Source organism: Achromobacter sp. GW823-FHT04E03 (genome assembly GCF_058796095.1).
On the sequence record NZ_JBXAIJ010000001.1, the window covers coordinates 606,042 to 622,362 of the forward strand.

Here is a 16,321-nt window from a genome sequence, read left to right on the forward strand (position 1 = left end):
GAGGCGCGTGGTCTGGCGGATAAGCAGCCGAGTCCGATTGCAGGCCCGGTTCGGATAGGACTAAGCCTATTTTTCGGCGTCGCGGGGGTGGCGCCCTGCGAGGGCTGCCAGCGCCATGGGTTCGAACACGTCCAAGGCCTCAGCCAAGGCATCGGTGCGCCGGTTGCGCGCCAGGTCTTCCATCTGTGCGCACCGGTCTGCCAGCGCCGTTTCGTGAATCATGGCGTAGGCCCCGCGCAGCGAGTGCAGATGCGCTCCCGCCTCGGGCTCGGCGGGCGCATTGCCGGTCCGGATCGCCGCGAGTTCCTTGCGGATGGCTGCGAGCGACTGGTGCAGCGACCGCGTCAGTGCCTCATGGACTCGCGCAGGCAGCGGGCCTTGTGCGATCTCGTCCCGGGCGCGCGGGCGCGGGGCAGGCGCCGGGGCGCCGCGCAGCAGGCGCCGGATGGCGGCATCCAGCTTGTCCAGCAGCAGGGGTTTGACCAGCACCGTGTCGATGCCGGCGTCGCGGCATTGCTGGTGCTCCTGCGCGCCGACGTGGGCGGTGTAGGCGATGATGGGCACTTGCGCGCCTTGCGCGTGCAGGCAGCGGGCCAAGGCATAGCCGTCCATGCCGGGCATGTTCACGTCGGTGATGACCAGGCCGTAGGCCTGTTCCATGAAGCGCGCCAAGGCCGCGCTGCCATCCGCCGCCAGGTCCGCCTGATAGCCCAGGGTCTCCAGCTGTATTTTCATGAGCTCGCGGTTGGCGGGGTTGTCATCGATCACCAGGATGCGGGCGGCAAGCGGCTGCTCCGGTTCCAGCGGCGCCGTGCTCGCCGGAACTGCGGCATCCGGGGCCTCGGCGGGTGCGGGGGGCAAGGGGAGCGTGACGAGGAAGGTGCTGCCTTCCTGCGGCTTGCTGGTGACGGCTATGCTGCCGTGCATGAGCGTGGCCAGCCGGCCGCATAGCGCCAGGCCCAGCCCCGTGCCGCCGTAGCGCCGGGCGATGGAGGAATCCGCCTGGGTGAACGGCCGGAACAGCACGGCTTGCTGCGCCGGGGTCATGCCGATGCCCGTGTCGCTGACGCCGATCACGATAGGGGTGTCGGGCGCATCGTCGTCCTGGCGGTAGACCTCAAGAAGCACATCGCCGTGGGATGTGAATTTGATGGCGTTGCCGACCAGGTTGAACATGATCTGGCGGATGCGCGTGGGGTCGCCCAGATAGCGGGGCGCCAAGCGGTCGTCTATGCTGCAATCCAGCTCCAGGCCCTTGGCCTGCGCGGCGGGCGTGAAAACGGCGACGACTTGCCGGGCGGCTTCCGCGAGGTCGAAAGGAATCGACTCGACGCTCATCTGGCCGGATTCGACCTTGGAGAAATCCAGAATGTCGTTGATGATCTCCAGCAGCGTGGCCGAGGAGGACGTCACCGCCCGCAGGCGCTCGCTCTGGGCGGGCTGCAGGCCAGAGCGCTCGAGCAGTTCGAGATTGCCCAGGATGGCGTTCAGCGGCGTGCGGATTTCGTGGCTCATGGTGGCCAGGAAGGCGGATTTGGCCTGATTCGCCGTGTCGGCGGCGACGCGGGCTTCGTCCAGTTTCTGTTCAAGTTGCTTGCGGGCCGTGATGTCGGTGAAGTTGCACAGCAGCACGTCCACGCCCTGGTACTTGGTCCGCACCGCGTTCACCAGCAGATCGCTGTGGCTGCCGCCGATGCGCGGATGGGCCAGTTCCAGCTCGGCGTGCCAGCCGGCGGCGTCCGAAGCGCCGCCATACAGGGCGAGCAGACGCGCATGCAAGGGCGGGCTGCCGGGCGCTGCGCTGGCGGCATAATCCTGCATGACCTCGTTCTGCAACAGCACTTCGCCCGTGTTCAGCGACAGCAGCGCAAGGCCCGAGGGCGCGGTGGCGACCATGGTGCGGTTCAGGTTCTCGCTTTCGAATATGCGCTGTGAGCGGGCATAGCCGGGCTTGAAGACCTTGCGGTCGAGCAGCAGCAGTACCGCCCAGACGAACGTCACCATCAGCAGCGTCGCGAGCGCGTAGCCGGCCAGCCTGGGCCATAGGTCGGCGACTATGGTGCGCCAGGAAAAGGCGTAGGTCAGGCGCCAGCCGGATTCGGAAACCTGGTCGCCGAGGATGAACAGGCCGTCGCGGTAACGCACCTCCGGCGGCGCGACCGGATCCGATCTCGTTGCGTCCAGCATCCTGGCAGCGATCTTCGCGTCTTGCTCTTCCATGGCCATAGGCAGGAGCTGGCGCCCGTCCTGGTCGACGATCAGGGCTGCCTCTTCGTAGCGCGTTGTCCTCAGATAGGCGTTCAGCGTATCGGCAGGATAGATGGCAACAAAGATGGCGAATATGCGGCCCTGGCTGCTTGCGGCCTGGTACAGCCGCAGGGACAGCTTGCGCGTCAAGGGATCGACGGCGGGCGGCAGCCAGCGCGGTCCGCCTGCCGCCATCAGGCGCTGCTGGATCTCGGGCGATTCCAGGTCGCCCAGGTCGGGGGCGATCGTCCGGATCAGTTCCGCGACGTCTTTCGCGCCCACCAGCGCCAGCGGATCCACGGTGTCGGACATGGGACCCACGCCGAGGAAGCCGCGGTCGGGGCTGTAGAAGAAGCCGCTGACCGAAAGCGCCTTGGCGTAGGCCGCAGCGGAATAGCTGATCTCGTCGGTCAGATGCAGATAGGGCAGGTAGGCGGCGGCGGGCCGGCCGGGTTCGATGTCGGCCAGGGCCACCACCGGAGGAAAGTTTGGGTTGCGCTGGAATTCCATGCGCCCTTGCAGGCGCGCGAAAGTCTGCACCAGGTCGGGGGCCGCGGACGACACGCGTGCGGGCCAGGCGTACTCCTCGTGCGAAAGACCGATGCGGAATGCGCCCTCGCGCACGCCCAGCGCCGTCTGCAACAGCGCTTTGCGCACCACGAAGCCGGCATAGCGTTCCGCGACGTAATCCTTGGCTTGCGCGAACAGCATGACGCCAGCGACTGTCAGCAGGACCAAGGTTGTGACGGCGCCGCCCACATATAGCAGCGCCCTTTGATAGCGGTTCAGGATGCTGATGGCGCTGCGCGACGGCCGGCCGGCGGTCTCGGGCTCAGGGGCGTCTTGGATCTGCGCGGCCATGCTGGGTTCGGCTCCGCCGGAATGGGTGACGCCATGATAGAGCCAAACAGGCCGGAACCGGCAATATAGGACTCGGCTGATTTCCGTTCCCGGCGGCGGGTGGAACAATGAATTCGTCGGCAGTTCGCTGCCTGGCCTTCCGCCCGCAGGCGCCTCGCCGCCGCGCCATGGGCGCTTCGTTCTCCGGGACCATCATGCTCAAATCCGCCCTAGTTGTCGACCAAGACGAATTCCAACGTGCCGCGCTGGCGCGGATGCTGGGCAAGATCGGCGTGCCTGAAGTGGCGACGGCGCACGACGGCGCGTCGGCCGTGGCGGCGATCCAGCAGCAGCAATGGGATCTGGTCATTGTCGATCTGGACATGGCGGACCGCACCGGGCTGCAGATGATCGATGCGCTGGCCGATGCCGGCGGTTGCGGCGGCATCGCGATCGCCAGCAGCCATCCGACCCGGATCCTGCAGGCGGCGGCGACCTACGCCCGGAATCGCGGCCTGCCCATCATCGCCGCGCTGGGCAAGCCGCTGGAGGCGGCCTGCCTGATTTCGATGATCGAATCCCTGGCCCGGACCGCGCTGGCCGATGGCGAGGCGACGTTGCGCGCCGCGGCGCAGAGCAGCGGCGTCGCGCTGGCCGGCCTGGACACCGAACGTCTGCGCCGCGCCCTGGCGCAGCGCGAGATTGCTGCGTACTTCCAGCCACAGCATTGCGTGTCGACGGGCGAACTGCGCGGCGCTGAAATGCTGGCGCGCTGGGTCGCGGATGACGGCGCGATGATTCCTCCGGCCGCTTTCCTGCCGGCTTTCGAGGCGGCGGGCTTGCTGGGATCGCTGACCGACTACATGTTGGCGCGCGCCTTCGAGGCGCAGCGCGAACTGGGCGGCCGGCCCGATTGCGTCATCAGCATCAACGTGCCCGCGGCCGTCGCAAGTTCCATCTGCTGGGCCCAGGACGTGGCCGACCGGGCCGAATTCGCCGGCGTGGATCCGAGCCGCATCGTCATCGAGATCACCGAGGACGGTGGCGCGCGCTCCAACGGGGCGCTGGCGGGCGCCATCACGCAACTGCGCTTGCGCGGCTTCAGCTGCGCGATCGACGACTTCGGCACCGGCGACTCCTCGCTCGACCGGTTGCTGTGCGCGCCTTTCGACGAATTGAAGATCGATCGCGACATGATCGCCCGGGCGCGCCGCCATCGCCATGCCCAGGATGTCCTGGCCTGCACCGTCGAGATGGCGCGGTCGCTGGACATGACGGTGGTGGCCGAAGGCATCGAGAGCCAGGAGGACTACGACATGGTGCGCGCCTTGGGCGCGCAGGTCACGCAAGGGTACTTCCATGGCAGGCCGATGCCGCTAGGGGCATTCAGCCAGTACGCGCTCAGCCAGGGAGTCATCGGGCATGGGATCCTGCGGATGTACGCGAACGCCTGAAGCGGGCCGTGTACCGTATCGCAGGCTGGTCGCAGATAGCGATCAGGCCCCCGCCAGCACCACCAGCACCGCCAGGCACAGCAGCAGTCCGAACGCCGCCAGCGCGTAGGGCAGCAACTGCACATACACGCCGCGCTCTTCGCCGCGGCCATGCGCCAGGCCAGCCGCGATCGACATCCGCACCGGTGAAAAAATTCCCATCGACGTGCCCGACACATGCAGCAGCGCGGCCGCAGCCGGCACGCTCAGGCCCGCATTCAAGGCCAGCGACAGTTGCGCAGGCATGAAGAGGCTGTTGGGCGCGTTGCCGCTGTTGGCCAGGATGCCGAATACGCCGGCCAGCAGCGGCGTGATCAATATGGTCCAGTCCTTCAGGCTGGCGAACAGGCCGTCGGCATACGCTTGCGAGATGCCGGCGCCGGCCAGGACTTCGGCCATCATGGCGAACAGGAACACGGAGTACACCGCGTGCCGTCCCGTGGTCCAGGCCGCGCGCGCCTGCGTCGCGAGCAGGTCGCGCTGGCGGCAAATGGCGGCCATGAGCACGGCGCCCACGATCAGCCAACTGCCGGCATGCAGCAGCGGCATCCAGCCGGGCAGGTCCGGGAACGGCTTGAACGCAGCCAGTCCGGCCAGGCCGCCGTTCAAGCCTGGCAGCAAGCGCGTGGCCACCAGCCAAGCAATCATCAGGATATAGGGCAGCGCCTTGCGCGCCGCCGCCATCATCCGGGGCCGGTCGGGCCGGCGGTCCAGCAGGAAGCGCAGCACGATGAGCGGGCCGTAGGCCGACAGCAGCGCGGTTTCCGGTCCCAATAGCGCTGTCGCGGCGCTCAGGGCGGCCAGGCTCGCGATCATCCAGACGGCTTCGCGCACATGCTCCGCGGATTCAGCGCGCAAGCCTGCGCGCCTGGCGGTGCGCCAGTACAGCAGCATCCACAATACCGTCAGCAAGGCGACCGGCGCCATGCCGTACAGCGCCAGCTCCGTGGCCGGGACGCGCGCATAGGCCGACGCCAGCAGCGTGCCGCTGCCCATGGCGCCCCAAGGGATCAGGGTCTGGCTCAGCAGCGCAAACACCATGGTTTCGCGCGGCTTCAAATTCAAAGGCCGGATCAGCAGCACCGTTCCCAGCATGCCCACGCCGAAGCCAGTGGCCGCTTCGGCGAAAGGGCCGACCAGGAAACAGGCAAAGAACAGCAGCCGGCGGCGCGCCAGCGGATGGGCCAGTGCGGTGTTTGCGCCGTCCGCCGCCGCGTGCGGCGCGCGTCCTTGTGCCGCCATGTTCCAGAACAGCAGCCCGCCCAGGATGTACGGCGTGATGATCCCGCCTATCCAGAGGCCGCGTTCCAGCGCCACCCCGAGCTGGCCGGTGGTGAAGGAGGCGGGCGCCGCATACAGGGCGATGGGCACGGCGGCCAGCAGGCCCAGCAAGGCGGCGGCCGTGGTGTTCAGGCGTCCGCTGGCGATGGCGCCGATGACGGCCAGGGCGGGTAGCGACCACAGTAGGTACATCATGGATTGAGCGTGTGCATGGCGGGGTCCGGGACAGGCTTGGCGCGTAGCAGTGTATGCCGAGAGCCGCGCCGCGGCGGTTCATGCCTGCCCGATCGCGGGGTCTTTTGGAAGGCGCGGCAACCGTACGCTGCGTCCCGCGTCTGGAACGCGGGACGATGATAAAAATGCCGCAACCTGCGGGGGCGGGTTCAGAAGTCCAGCGTGGCGTGGGGCCAGCGCTTCGTCGCCACCAGCTCGCGCGCTACTTGGCGCAGGATCTCGACCGCCGCCTTGGTGGCGCGCGAGGCCGGCCGATCCGAAGGGTGGGCCAGGATGCGGCGCAGGCTGAGGCCGTCGATGGGCTGGGCGGACAGGCGGCCTGCCTCGATGTCTTCCAGCACGGTTGCGGCGAAGTGCACGGTCACGCCGACCTTTTCCTTTATGAGGCGCTTGGCGACTTCCATGGTTTCGACTTCCACCACCGGATTCAGATGCACCCCGGCGTGCGCCGCCTGGGCCTCGAGCTCGAGCCGCACGCCGGACTTGGCCAGGCCGGTCATCACCAGCGGCAGCTCGGCCAGGTCGCGCACGCCGATCCGCGCGGGCCGGGCCTTGCGATGCGAGGGCGGTCCGATGAGGCACATGCCTTCGGTCAGGAAGGGATAGGTGAGCAGGTTGGCGACGGGGACCGGACCGTTGAGCATGGCCAGGTCCACCTGGCCCTTGAGCAGCATTTCGTGCAGCGTGGGAGAGAAGGCTTGAACGAAGCGCAGCCGGACTTCGGGGAGCTGTTCCTGCACGGCGCGAGTCAGGGGCACGGCCAGCGTCATTGCGAGTCCGGGAGAAAGACCGATGACGACGGGGCCGCTGGGATGGCGTTGCAGGGCAGACATGTCCTGCTTGAGCTGTTCGGCGTAGCGCAGCAGGAAAGAAGCGCGTTCCAGCAGGAAGGCGGCTTCTTCGGTGGGCGACGCGCCGCGCGAATGGCGCACGAAGAGCTGGACGCCGAGCTCTTCTTCCAGCAGCTGGATCTGGCGCGTAAGCGCGGGCTGCGCCACATGCAGGACGCTTGCGGCGCGGCCGAAATGCCCCTGGTTGGCCAGAACGACAAAGTAGCGAAGTTGCCGCAGATCCATTTCCGTAGCAGCCCTATGTGGCGGATTGAGTCATAACAAAATTATATGGGAGCGGTAAGAAAATGGTAGTGGACGCTGCATCCGGGTGAGCTTTAACTTGCATCAGCCGCGAGAAAAGCCGCAGCACCTCTCTCTTTAAAGATCATCAGAAAAAGGAATGACATGGATATCAATGCTCAGGAAATGGAAGCCACCCGCATCGCGCGCTGGGGCAAGGTCGAGCCCTACCGCGAGACCTTCATCGAAAGCCGGCTGCCCGGCATGAAGAAGAACATCTACAAGATCATGAACCGCGGCGTGCTGGAGAACAAAGGCGTGGAGCCAGCCATCCCCGGCAACCACCGCTTTGGCGTGACCTTCATCGAAATTCCCGTGGGGCAGGGCGCCAGCCTGCATGCGCACAAGACCGAGGAAGTCTTCTGCCCTCTGAACGGCCAGATGGAAGTGATCTGGGGCGAGAAGGGCGAGCACTCGGTGATGCTGAACCAGTGGGACGTGATTTCCTGCCCCATCGGCGTGATGCGCGGATTCCGCAATCCCAACCCGCATGCCCTGGTCGTCTATTCCGTCGTCGGCGGCACCGACGAGGAATGCGGGCGCATTGCCTGGCATCCCGACGTGGTGCGCGCCGCCGAGAACACCGGCCTGGTCTACGGCACCGACGGCTTCCTTAAAGAGAAAGCGGAAAGCTGATGCCGGACGGTGGCCTGCGCCGGCCAGGTGCGGCGCCATCGATAACAAAGAGAACAATAGAGGAGACATGGAATGAGCGATGACTATGGCGTATCCCGGCTGATTGCAAGAAGACGCGTGCTGCGGGCCGTCGCCTGTACGGGCGCGCTTTGCGCGGTGCCTGCGATGGGCCAGGCCAAGCAGCTCGTTCCGTTCTTCGGCAGGAGTTCGCGCACGCCGGTGCGCCTGGTGGTGCCGTTCGCCCCCGGAGGCTCCACGGACATCGTCGCGCGCCTGCTGGCCGCGCAGCTGCCGGCCTATCTAGGGCAGAGCGTGATCGTGGAGAACCGCCCAGGCGCAGGCGGCAATATCGGCGTGGCCTCGGTCGCCCGGGCGCAGGCGGACGGCGGCACGCTGCTGCTGGTGTCGTCCTCGTTCGTCACGAATCCTGCGATCGCCGCAGAACGGCCCGCCTACGATCCGGTGCGCGACTTCGCGCCGGTTAGCCTGGCGGTGAGTTCCCCGGACGTCATCGTGGTCCGCGCCGAAAGCCGGCTTGCCACGCTCAAGGATCTGCTGGACGCTGCCGCCCGGGATCCCGGCACGCTCACGTACGCCACGCCGGGCAACGGCAACAGCGTGCATCTGGCGGCCGAACTGCTGTGGCGGCGCGCGGGTGTCAAGGCTTTGCACGTCCCGTACTCGGGCGCGGCGCCCGCAGTGCTGGCGGCGCTGGGAGGCCAGGTCGACTGCGCCTTTGCCGCGCTGCCCGCGGCGCAGGCGTTTCTCGCCGACGGCCGGCTCAGGGCCTTGGCCGTGGGCGGGGAAGAGCGCTGGCCGGCGCTTTCCGGCGTGCCGACGATCGCGCAAGCCGGCTTCGCCGATTTCCGCTCGGAAACCATGCAGGCGCTGTTCGCGCCGGCGGGCACGCCGGCCGCCACGGTCGAACGCATCAACAAAGCGGTGGCCGAAGCGCTGGGCAAAGAGCCGGTGCGCAGGCAGCTCGACGGGCTCGGATTTCGCGTCATCGCTAGTTCTTCAGCGGCGCTGAAGGCCAGGGTGGCGCAGGAGGTCCCGCAATGGGCTGCCGTGGCGGCCCAGGCGGGAATAAGCGCCGACTGAAGCGCGGCACGCAAATTTCATTAGTCAGACTACAGGGTTGAATGTTTATGAGTCATGCCAATTCCTGCGCGGACACGCGCGCCGCCGACGAACAGCGCGCCATACCCGCAACGCCGCAAGCATTGCTGCAAGCCGTTCTTGCGGCCAACCAGGCCACGGACCCGCGCACCCGCGAGGTTCTTGATTCCCTGATCCGCCACCTGCACGCGTTTGCGGCGGACGTGAAACTGAGCTACGAGGAACTGCACCGGGGCCTGGATTTCATGGTGCGAGTGGGCCAGGCCACCAATCCGCTGCGGCACGAAGGCATCCTGCTGGCCGACATCCTGGGCGTGGCCACGCTGGTCCTGTTGATGGACGCCGAGGGCGTGCTGGAGGCCGGCGGCACGGAGCCCGCGCTGATCGGGCCGTTCTGGCGCGCCAACCAGCCCGTACTAAAAAACGGTTCCAAGATCGCCACCGAGGATACGACCGGCGATCGGCTGCTGGTGACGGGGCGCATCTGCACGCTGGATGGCCAGCCGCTGGCCGGCGCGCGCCTGGAAACCTGGCAGGCCGCGCCCAGCGGCCTGTACGAAAACCAGGATCCCGAGCAGGAAGACATGAACCTGCGGGCCGTGTTCATGACTGACGCGGACGGCCGCTTCTGGTTCGACAGCGTCAAGCCCGCCGGCTACGGCGTGCCCATCGACGGCCCCTGCGGCGACCTGCTGGCGCTGCAGCAGCGCAACCACATGCGGCCCGCGCACCTGCACTTCATCGCCTCGGCGCCCGGCCACAAGGTGTTGACCACCCAGATCTTCGACGCCAACGACGCCTACGCGTATAGCGATGCGGCATTCGGCGCGGTGGGGTCGCTGCTGCGGAAGTTCGAAGCGACGGGCGACGGCACCTACCGCCTGGACGTGGAGCTCAAGCTCGAGCCGGGCGAAACGCGCATGCCCAAGCCGCCGCTTTCCTGATCCGGCTTTCCCCGCTTTCGACCTCAATCCCGGCGCGGCCTGCCGCGCCTTGGGCAGCCTTTGCCCGCAACAACCAGAACCAGAGACAGACATGAGCAAGAAAACCCAAGCCCTGCGCGTGATCGAACGCGTTTCCACCGTCGCCGAGCTGCGGCCGGCCCTGGTCGACATCTCCGTGCCGCAGGCGCCGGAAGGCCATGCCGTGGTCGAAGTCAGCGCGGCCGGGATCAATCCCAGCGACGTCAAGGCGGCGATGGGCATGATGCCTTACGCGATCTGGCCGCGCACGCCCGGACGCGACTACGCGGGCAAGGTGATAGCCGGACCCGCGGAATGGATGGGGCAGGAGGTGTGGGGCACGGGCGGCGACCTGGGCATTACGCGCGACGGGACCCACGCGCGCTACCTGGTGCTGCCCGTGGCCGCCTTGGTGCGCAGGCCTGCCCACATCGCAGCGGCCAGCGCCGCCATGGCGGGCGTGCCGTTTGTCACCGCCTATGAAGGGCTGCGCCGCGCCGGCCTGTCTGGCCCGGGCCAGACGGTGGTGGTGTTCGGCTCGAACGGCAAGGTCGGGCAGGCCGCCATCCAGCTGGCCAGCCGCGCCGGCGCCCGGGTGATCGGGGTGGAGCGCGGCGGCGAAGGCTACGTCGGCCATGCGGTTTCAGGCGTGTCGGTCATCGATGGCAGCCGCGACGGGATCGCCCAGCGTGTCATGGAGCTGACCAGCCAGACGGGCGCGGACATTGCCTACAACACGGTGGGCTCGCCGTACTTCGCCGCGGCGCTGGAATCGTTGAAGGTGGGCGGGCGGCAGATCGTCATTTCCACCCCTGACCGCAACGTGCCCTTCGACATCCAGGCCTTCTACCGCCGCGACCTCCAATTGATCGGCGTGGACAGCCTGAAGCTGGACTCGGCCCGCTGCGCCGCGGTGTTCCGCGAGCTGCTGCCCGGCTTCGGGGACGGCAGCCTGCAGTCCTTTCCGGTCAGTCCGGCCGCCGTGGTGCCGCTGGCGCAAGCCCGCGAGGCCTACATCAAGGTGCTGGAAGGCGCGCAGGACCGGCCCGTCCTCGCCCCCTGATCCGCGACCCGCTTTATCCGGCCGATCGCCTGTCCGTCATGGGCGATCGGCTTTTTTTTCGCGCAGCAGAAGCATAAAAGGAGACAAACCATGACACTGCACCGCAGACATTTTCTTCAATACGCGACGGCCCTGGCCGGCGTCGTGGGGCTTAGCGCCACGCTGCAGGCCCAGCCGGACTATCCGGCGCGCCCCATCAGGATGGTAGTGCCGTTCACGGCGGGGTCGACCACCGATGTCATCGGCAGGACGGTGGCGGAACAGCTGGAGAAGAAACTCGGCCAGCCGGTGGTGGTGGAGAACCGGCCGGGCGCAGGCGGCGTGCTGGGCGCCACCATGGTGGCGGGCGCCGCGGCCGATGGCTACACGGTGCTGGTGCACTCCGCCGCCCACGTGGCCAACCAGTCGCTCTACGCCAACCTCAAATACGACACCCTCAAGGACTTCACGCCCGTGACCATGCTGGCCTCGATGCCGAACGTGATCGTGGCGTCGAACGCGCGCAACTTCAAGTCGCTGAAGGACCTGGTGGAGCGCGCCCGCGCCGAACCCGACCAATATACCTACGGCTCGTCCGGCAGCGGCAGCGGCGCGCACATCGCGGGCGAAAAGTTCAGGGCCGCGACTGGCATCCAGGCTATCCACGTGCCGTACCGCGGCACGCCGGAGGCGGTCAACGACGTGATCGCCGGCCGGGTCGACTGGTTCTTCCTGCCATTGCCGCTGGCGCTGCCCATGGTCAAGGCTGGCAAGCTGACCGCGCTGGCGATCAGCGCCGACCACCGCTCGCCCGCGTTGCCGGACGTGCCCACGACAGCAGAGGCTGGCTACCGCGACGTGGACCAGCTGTTCTGGGTGGCCATGTTCGTGCCGGCCGCGACGCCGCCGGCGGTCCTGGCCAAGCTGCATGCCGGCACCGAACAGGCGCTGCGCTCGGACGCCACGCGCGAGCGCTTCGACAACCTGGGGGCCGAGCCCGCGCCCATGCCGCAGCAGCAATTCGCCGAGCTGATCGGCCGCGAAATGGAAAGCACCGGCAGCCTGATCCGCGGCGCCGGCATACGCGTCGGCAATTGAGTCGGGGAAACTGGGGGGAATATGTCAATAATCAGAAGAATCGGGCTGTTGGGAGCCTGTGCGCTGGCGGGACCGGCGCTTGCGCAATCGTCGTCGCTGACCCTGTTCGGCCACATCGACCTGAACGTGACCAGCGCCACCGCAGGCAGCACTTCCAAGATCGGCATGGACCAGGGCGGCTACATGCTGCCCAGCCGCATCGGCATGCGCGGCACCGAGAATCTGGGCAACGGCAACTCGGTGGGGTTCTGGCTGGAGGCGCCCATCCTGCCGAATAGTGGCGGGCCGCAAGGCCTGAACTGGACACGGCGTTCGACCATCAGCTTGAGCAACGAGCGCTACGGCGAACTGCGGCTGGGGCGGGACTACACCGCGGCGTTCTGGAACGTGTCCTCGTTCTCGCCCTTCGGCACCGTGGGCGTGGGCGGCAGCAGCAACATCATCAAGGGCTGGCCCTTGGGGATGGAGGGCGCCACCACGCTCTCGCGCGCCAGCAACATGGTGGCGTACTTCCTGCCGAAGAAACTCGGCGGGATATACGGACACCTGAACTATGCGCGCGAAGAAGACCTGCGCGGCGCCGACTATGCCGGCGGGCGGCTGGGCTACCAGTCCGGTCCGCTCAATGTCGCCGCCGCATACGGCAGGACGTCGATGGGCAGCGGCGAGCACTACGAAACCGCGACCCTGGGCGCCAGCTATGACTTCCGCGTGGTGAAGCTGTTTGCCAACTACCTGCAGCAGAAGATCGGGTCGGACAAGCAGCACGTGGCCCTGGCGGGCGCGTCGGTGCCTGTGGGTGGCGGCCACGTGAAGCTGTCGTACTCCCGTTCCACCCAGAGCGGACAGTACGAAGGCGACGACGCGCAGCAGTTTGCGCTGGGCTACACCTACGCGCTCAGCAAGCGCACGGTGCTGTACACGGCGGCGTCCTTCATCAAGAACGAGGGCAATGCCGCCTTCGTGACCGGGGACGTCGCGCCGGAAGGCGTGCCGGGCGCGAACTCGAAGGGCTTCCAGGTCGGGATCAGCCACTCGTTCTGAGCGTGATGCGCTGCGGCCCCGCTCAGTGCGGGGCTGCAATTTTTTATTGGACCGCCTTGGCAGGCGCCGCCGGCAACACCCCGGAATCATGCACCGGCTTGCCGCCCAGCAGCGTGAGCACCGAATTGATGGCGTGGATCTGGTCCGCCGGCATCGTCAGGTAGGGCTGGTCCAGCACCGCCAGGTCGGCCAGCTTGCCGGCGTTCAGTTGCCCGCGGTCGTCTTCGTCGAATGCCAGCCAGGCGGCCTGGCGCGTGTAGAGCGCCAGCGCTTCCTCCCGCGTGAGCAAGGCGCCGGGCTCGCGCAGCACGGTGGCGCCGATGGCGCGTCCCTGCACGTGGTACTCCACGGCCTGCCAGACGCCAGCCACGCCGATGCGGGTCGAATCGGTGCCGCCCGCGACCGGCAGACCCAGGTCCAGCGCCGTGCGCACCGGCGGCGAATCCTGCTCCGCCCCCTTGGGATTGGCCTCGCGTATCGCCTCGCCCTCGAAGTGCGGACCCATCTGCACCGTATAGGCCAGCCCCAAACGCGCCATGCGTTCCAGCGTGCGGCGCGAGCCGGTGTTCAGGTGGGCGATGGACCAGCGCAGCGGGCGCAGGTCGTGGTCGCGGCCGACTTCCTCGAACACGTCGAGGATGGCGCTGGCGGCATCGTCGGTGTAGGCGTGGATCTCCAGCGGGATGCGGCGTTCGGCCGCGTAGCGGGCGATGCGGGCGAGTTCCTGGCGCGCTTCGGCCGGCGGGTTGAATCCCGGGCCCATGCGCACGCCGTCGTTCATGGCGGATACCAGGTTTTCACCCAATCCCAGGAACGCGAGCTTGCCGTCGTCGTGGCGCGGCGGGCGGAAGGCCATGATGTCGCGGAACCATTGCGCCTCGCCGCCCGCGCGCATGGCCGAAATCCGGTAACCCGCGCGCACGGTGAGTTCGCCACGGTCGCGCAGCGCGTAGAGCGGCTCGTAGGCTTCAGCGCCGCCGGCCGACGGATCGATGAAGCCCGTCAGCCCGCGCGCGTTCATGGCGCGCAGAAAGGCTTGCAGCCCGGCGGGGCGGTCGGCGGTATGGCTCAGGCGGGCGAACAGCGCGTTGAACGGGCCGATGCCGCCCAGCAGCCTGCCGGTGGCGCGGCCCTGCGCGTCGCGCTCGACCGTGATGCCGTGCAGTTCCGGCGGCTGCGGGCCGTCCAGGCCCAGGGCTTCGATGCCGCGGCTGTTGAGCAGGGCGTAGTCGTACAGGTATTGGACATAGGCGGGATGCCCGGGGACCGCCTGGTCCAGGTCGGCGCGGGTGGGCGCGCGGCGCTCGCGAAATTGCCGCGGATGCCAGGATCCGACCACCGCGACCCAATGGTCGCGCGGGCGTTGCGCGGCGTCGCGGGTCAGCCGGCCCAGCGCGTCTGACAGGCTGGGCGCGTCGTACCAGTAGGTTTCGAACGCATAGGTCTGGCCGCCGCGGATGGCGTGGATATGCGTGTCGATGAGGCCGGGTATCACCGTGCGGCCCTGCAGGTCCAACTGGCGCGTGGCCGGTCCGACGTGTTGCTCGACATCGCCGTCCCCGCCCACCGCCACGATGCGTTCGCCCTGGATCGCCAGGGCTGTTGCGCGCGGCGCCGCGGGGTCCATGGTGATGATCTGGCCATTGCGCAGCACCAGGTCGGCGTCGCGGCTGTGGGCGGCGCAGGGCAGCGCGGCTGCCAATGCGAGGACAAGCGCCGTGGTTCTTTTCATGTGTCGTCTCCGGTCATCGAGGGGGTTCAGTAGCGCCATAGCGCTTCCAGGCCAAAAAAATGGACGGTTTCGGCGCGGCCGGTGTCGCGGATGAAGCTTCCGGGCCGGAACACCGAGTAGGCGGCTTCGAAACTCAGGTGGCGCGACACTTCCCAGCCCAGCACCACGTCGGCCTGCGTGCCGATGTAGCGGGCGCGGCTGGCGCCGGCCGGGCGCAGCAGATTGCCGGCCACGCCGTACACGCCGTCCTGCAGGCTTTGACGCCAATAGAAGACCGCCGCGGTTCCCAACGTCCAGCCGGAGCCCAGGTCCAGCGTGAGCGAGGGATGCAGGTTGATCAGGTTGGAAGGGCCGATCAGGCCCGCTTCGCCGAAGTACTTGCCCTTGGGGAAGAAGACGGCAAAGGTCTGGAGCTTGGGATCGTCCGGATTGCGGTCGCCGCTGATGATGTTGGCCTTCAGGCCTACGCGCGGCTGCAATGGCGTGCCGCGGAAGGTGTAGCTCACGTCGCTGGCGAGCGACCAGGCGCGCGCCGGCGCGCCGGCGAAGCTGCCGTATTGGTAGACCGCTTCCAGGTCCCAGCGCCAGGAGGCGTGCTGGCCGAAGTAGCGCGCGCCCAGCGCGTTGCGGGTTTCGGGGCCGCTGCCCTGGTTGTAGGTGGCCGAGTCGCTGGACAGCGACAGCAGGTAGGCATCCAGGCCGGTGTCGCCCAGGCCGCCGGGCGCGGACCAGGTGCCGTAGAGGCCGCCGAGCCGGCGCTGGGAGTCGGCGCGGTCGCTGAAATCGTCCGGATCGTTGCGCACCGGGCGCACCAGGAAACCGTCCACGCGCAGCCCCTGGCCTGCCCAGCTGAGCGCGCCGCCGTCGAACGAGCGCAGCACGTTGGGACCGTAGCGCGCCGAGATCAGCCGTTCGCTGCCATAGGCCATGACCTGGCGGCCCGCGCGCGCGGTCCAGGTGCCCCCAGCGCCGGCAAGAGAGACGTCGACGAAAGCCTGCAGCACGTCGCTGCCGGTGTCGTCGGGCGGTCCGATGGAGCCGGTGTCGCGTTCGGCATGGGTCAGGTTCAACTGGCCGAAGGCGCGCACCTGCCGGCCCAGCCGCAGGTCGGCATAGGGCAGGAAACGGTACAGCTGGTAACCCTCGTCGGGTACAGCCGCGTCGCCGAATTCGTTGTTGCGGTAGCGCTCATAGCGGGCGCGCAGCTCGGCGCCCAGGGTCAGCGCGGAGGAATCGCCCAGCCGGATCCACTTGCCGGCTTCGCCCCAGGCGCCCGTGCGCTTGGCCGGGTCGTCCAGGTAGCTGTAGTCCTCGGTATAACGCCAGGGATCGATGGGCGGCAGCGCGGACCCGGCGGCCTGCGCGGCGCCGATTGCCAGCGCGGCCAGCGGGAGGATTGCGAGTCTGTGGAAGTTCAAGTTGCCTGGGCTGCAGCCGACGCGTGCAAGCGTCGACAGCGG

Annotated in this window: 12 protein-coding genes; 7 read left to right on the forward strand and 5 right to left on the reverse strand. The window is 68.0% G+C overall.

The window, feature by feature from the left end:
* Positions 1-66: 66 nt before the first annotated feature.
* The gene (locus AC1RHV_RS02845; protein ID WP_492299681.1) at positions 67-3,108 is read right to left on the reverse strand and encodes a hybrid sensor histidine kinase/response regulator; all 3,042 of its coding nucleotides are present in this window, start codon (positions 3,106-3,108) and stop codon (positions 67-69) included.
* A gap of 194 nt (positions 3,109-3,302) precedes the next feature.
* On the opposite strand from AC1RHV_RS02845, the gene AC1RHV_RS02850 reads away from it, so the two are divergent.
* On the forward strand, positions 3,303-4,541 hold the full coding sequence (locus tag AC1RHV_RS02850; RefSeq protein ID WP_175162780.1) for an EAL domain-containing response regulator: 1,239 nt from the start codon (positions 3,303-3,305) through the stop codon (positions 4,539-4,541).
* Between the two features lie 42 nt (positions 4,542-4,583).
* Here the strand turns inward: AC1RHV_RS02850 and AC1RHV_RS02855 are convergent, their stop codons facing one another.
* Together AC1RHV_RS02855 and AC1RHV_RS02860 are read right to left on the reverse strand one after the other, a co-directional pair.
* On the reverse strand, positions 4,584-6,056 hold the full coding sequence (locus tag AC1RHV_RS02855) for a hypothetical protein (RefSeq protein WP_492299682.1): 1,473 nt from the start codon (positions 6,054-6,056) through the stop codon (positions 4,584-4,586).
* A 188-nt stretch (positions 6,057-6,244) separates the two neighbouring features.
* Positions 6,245-7,171 carry a LysR family transcriptional regulator gene (locus AC1RHV_RS02860; RefSeq protein WP_054454464.1) on the reverse strand — a complete coding sequence of 309 codons (927 nt, stop codon included), beginning with the start codon at positions 7,169-7,171 and terminating at the stop codon, positions 6,245-6,247.
* Between the two features lie 162 nt (positions 7,172-7,333).
* On the opposite strand from AC1RHV_RS02860, the gene AC1RHV_RS02865 reads away from it, so the two are divergent.
* The 6 genes from AC1RHV_RS02865 to AC1RHV_RS02890 all read left to right on the forward strand — a co-directional run bounded on the left by AC1RHV_RS02865 (position 7,334) and on the right by AC1RHV_RS02890 (position 13,129).
* Entirely contained in the window at positions 7,334-7,864 is a 531-nt protein-coding gene (locus tag AC1RHV_RS02865) for a cupin domain-containing protein (RefSeq protein WP_054454462.1), read from the forward strand.
* Positions 7,865-7,936: 72 nt separating this feature from the next.
* The gene (locus AC1RHV_RS02870) at positions 7,937-8,965 is read left to right on the forward strand and encodes a tripartite tricarboxylate transporter substrate-binding protein (RefSeq protein WP_175162776.1); all 1,029 of its coding nucleotides are present in this window, start codon (positions 7,937-7,939) and stop codon (positions 8,963-8,965) included.
* 47 nt (positions 8,966-9,012) lie between these two features.
* On the forward strand, positions 9,013-9,927 hold the full coding sequence (locus AC1RHV_RS02875) for a dioxygenase family protein (protein ID WP_492299683.1): 915 nt from the start codon (positions 9,013-9,015) through the stop codon (positions 9,925-9,927).
* Between the two features lie 91 nt (positions 9,928-10,018).
* A complete protein-coding gene (locus AC1RHV_RS02880) occupies positions 10,019-11,008 on the forward strand; it encodes a quinone oxidoreductase family protein (RefSeq protein ID WP_492299684.1) in 990 nt (329 codons plus the stop codon).
* 90 nt (positions 11,009-11,098) lie between these two features.
* The gene (locus AC1RHV_RS02885; protein ID WP_192352103.1) at positions 11,099-12,085 is read left to right on the forward strand and encodes a Bug family tripartite tricarboxylate transporter substrate binding protein; all 987 of its coding nucleotides are present in this window, start codon (positions 11,099-11,101) and stop codon (positions 12,083-12,085) included.
* Between the two features lie 21 nt (positions 12,086-12,106).
* A complete protein-coding gene (locus AC1RHV_RS02890) occupies positions 12,107-13,129 on the forward strand; it encodes a porin (RefSeq protein ID WP_175180928.1) in 1,023 nt (340 codons plus the stop codon).
* A gap of 43 nt (positions 13,130-13,172) precedes the next feature.
* Here AC1RHV_RS02890 and AC1RHV_RS02895 read toward each other — a convergent pair whose 3' ends face one another.
* Together AC1RHV_RS02895 and AC1RHV_RS02900 are read right to left on the reverse strand one after the other, a co-directional pair.
* Positions 13,173-14,861: an amidohydrolase gene (locus tag AC1RHV_RS02895; RefSeq protein WP_492299685.1), complete on the reverse strand. Its 1,689-nt coding sequence runs from the start codon at positions 14,859-14,861 to the stop codon at positions 13,173-13,175.
* Positions 14,862-14,887: 26 nt separating this feature from the next.
* On the reverse strand, positions 14,888-16,279 hold the full coding sequence (locus AC1RHV_RS02900) for an alginate export family protein (protein WP_492299686.1): 1,392 nt from the start codon (positions 16,277-16,279) through the stop codon (positions 14,888-14,890).
* Between the last annotated feature and the right edge of the window lie 42 nt (positions 16,280-16,321).

Coding starts and splice junctions, on each gene's coding strand:
- AC1RHV_RS02845 (WP_492299681.1), bottom strand. CDS start 3,108: ATGGCCGCGCAGATCCAAGACGCCCCTGAGCCCGAGACCGCCGGCCGG.
- AC1RHV_RS02850 (WP_175162780.1), top strand. CDS start 3,303: ATGCTCAAATCCGCCCTAGTTGTCGACCAAGACGAATTCCAACGTGCC.
- AC1RHV_RS02855 (WP_492299682.1), bottom strand. CDS start 6,056: ATGATGTACCTACTGTGGTCGCTACCCGCCCTGGCCGTCATCGGCGCC.
- AC1RHV_RS02860 (WP_054454464.1), bottom strand. CDS start 7,171: ATGGATCTGCGGCAACTTCGCTACTTTGTCGTTCTGGCCAACCAGGGG.
- AC1RHV_RS02865 (WP_054454462.1), top strand. CDS start 7,334: ATGGATATCAATGCTCAGGAAATGGAAGCCACCCGCATCGCGCGCTGG.
- AC1RHV_RS02870 (WP_175162776.1), top strand. CDS start 7,937: ATGAGCGATGACTATGGCGTATCCCGGCTGATTGCAAGAAGACGCGTG.
- AC1RHV_RS02875 (WP_492299683.1), top strand. CDS start 9,013: ATGAGTCATGCCAATTCCTGCGCGGACACGCGCGCCGCCGACGAACAG.
- AC1RHV_RS02880 (WP_492299684.1), top strand. CDS start 10,019: ATGAGCAAGAAAACCCAAGCCCTGCGCGTGATCGAACGCGTTTCCACC.
- AC1RHV_RS02885 (WP_192352103.1), top strand. CDS start 11,099: ATGACACTGCACCGCAGACATTTTCTTCAATACGCGACGGCCCTGGCC.
- AC1RHV_RS02890 (WP_175180928.1), top strand. CDS start 12,107: ATGTCAATAATCAGAAGAATCGGGCTGTTGGGAGCCTGTGCGCTGGCG.
- AC1RHV_RS02895 (WP_492299685.1), bottom strand. CDS start 14,861: ATGAAAAGAACCACGGCGCTTGTCCTCGCATTGGCAGCCGCGCTGCCC.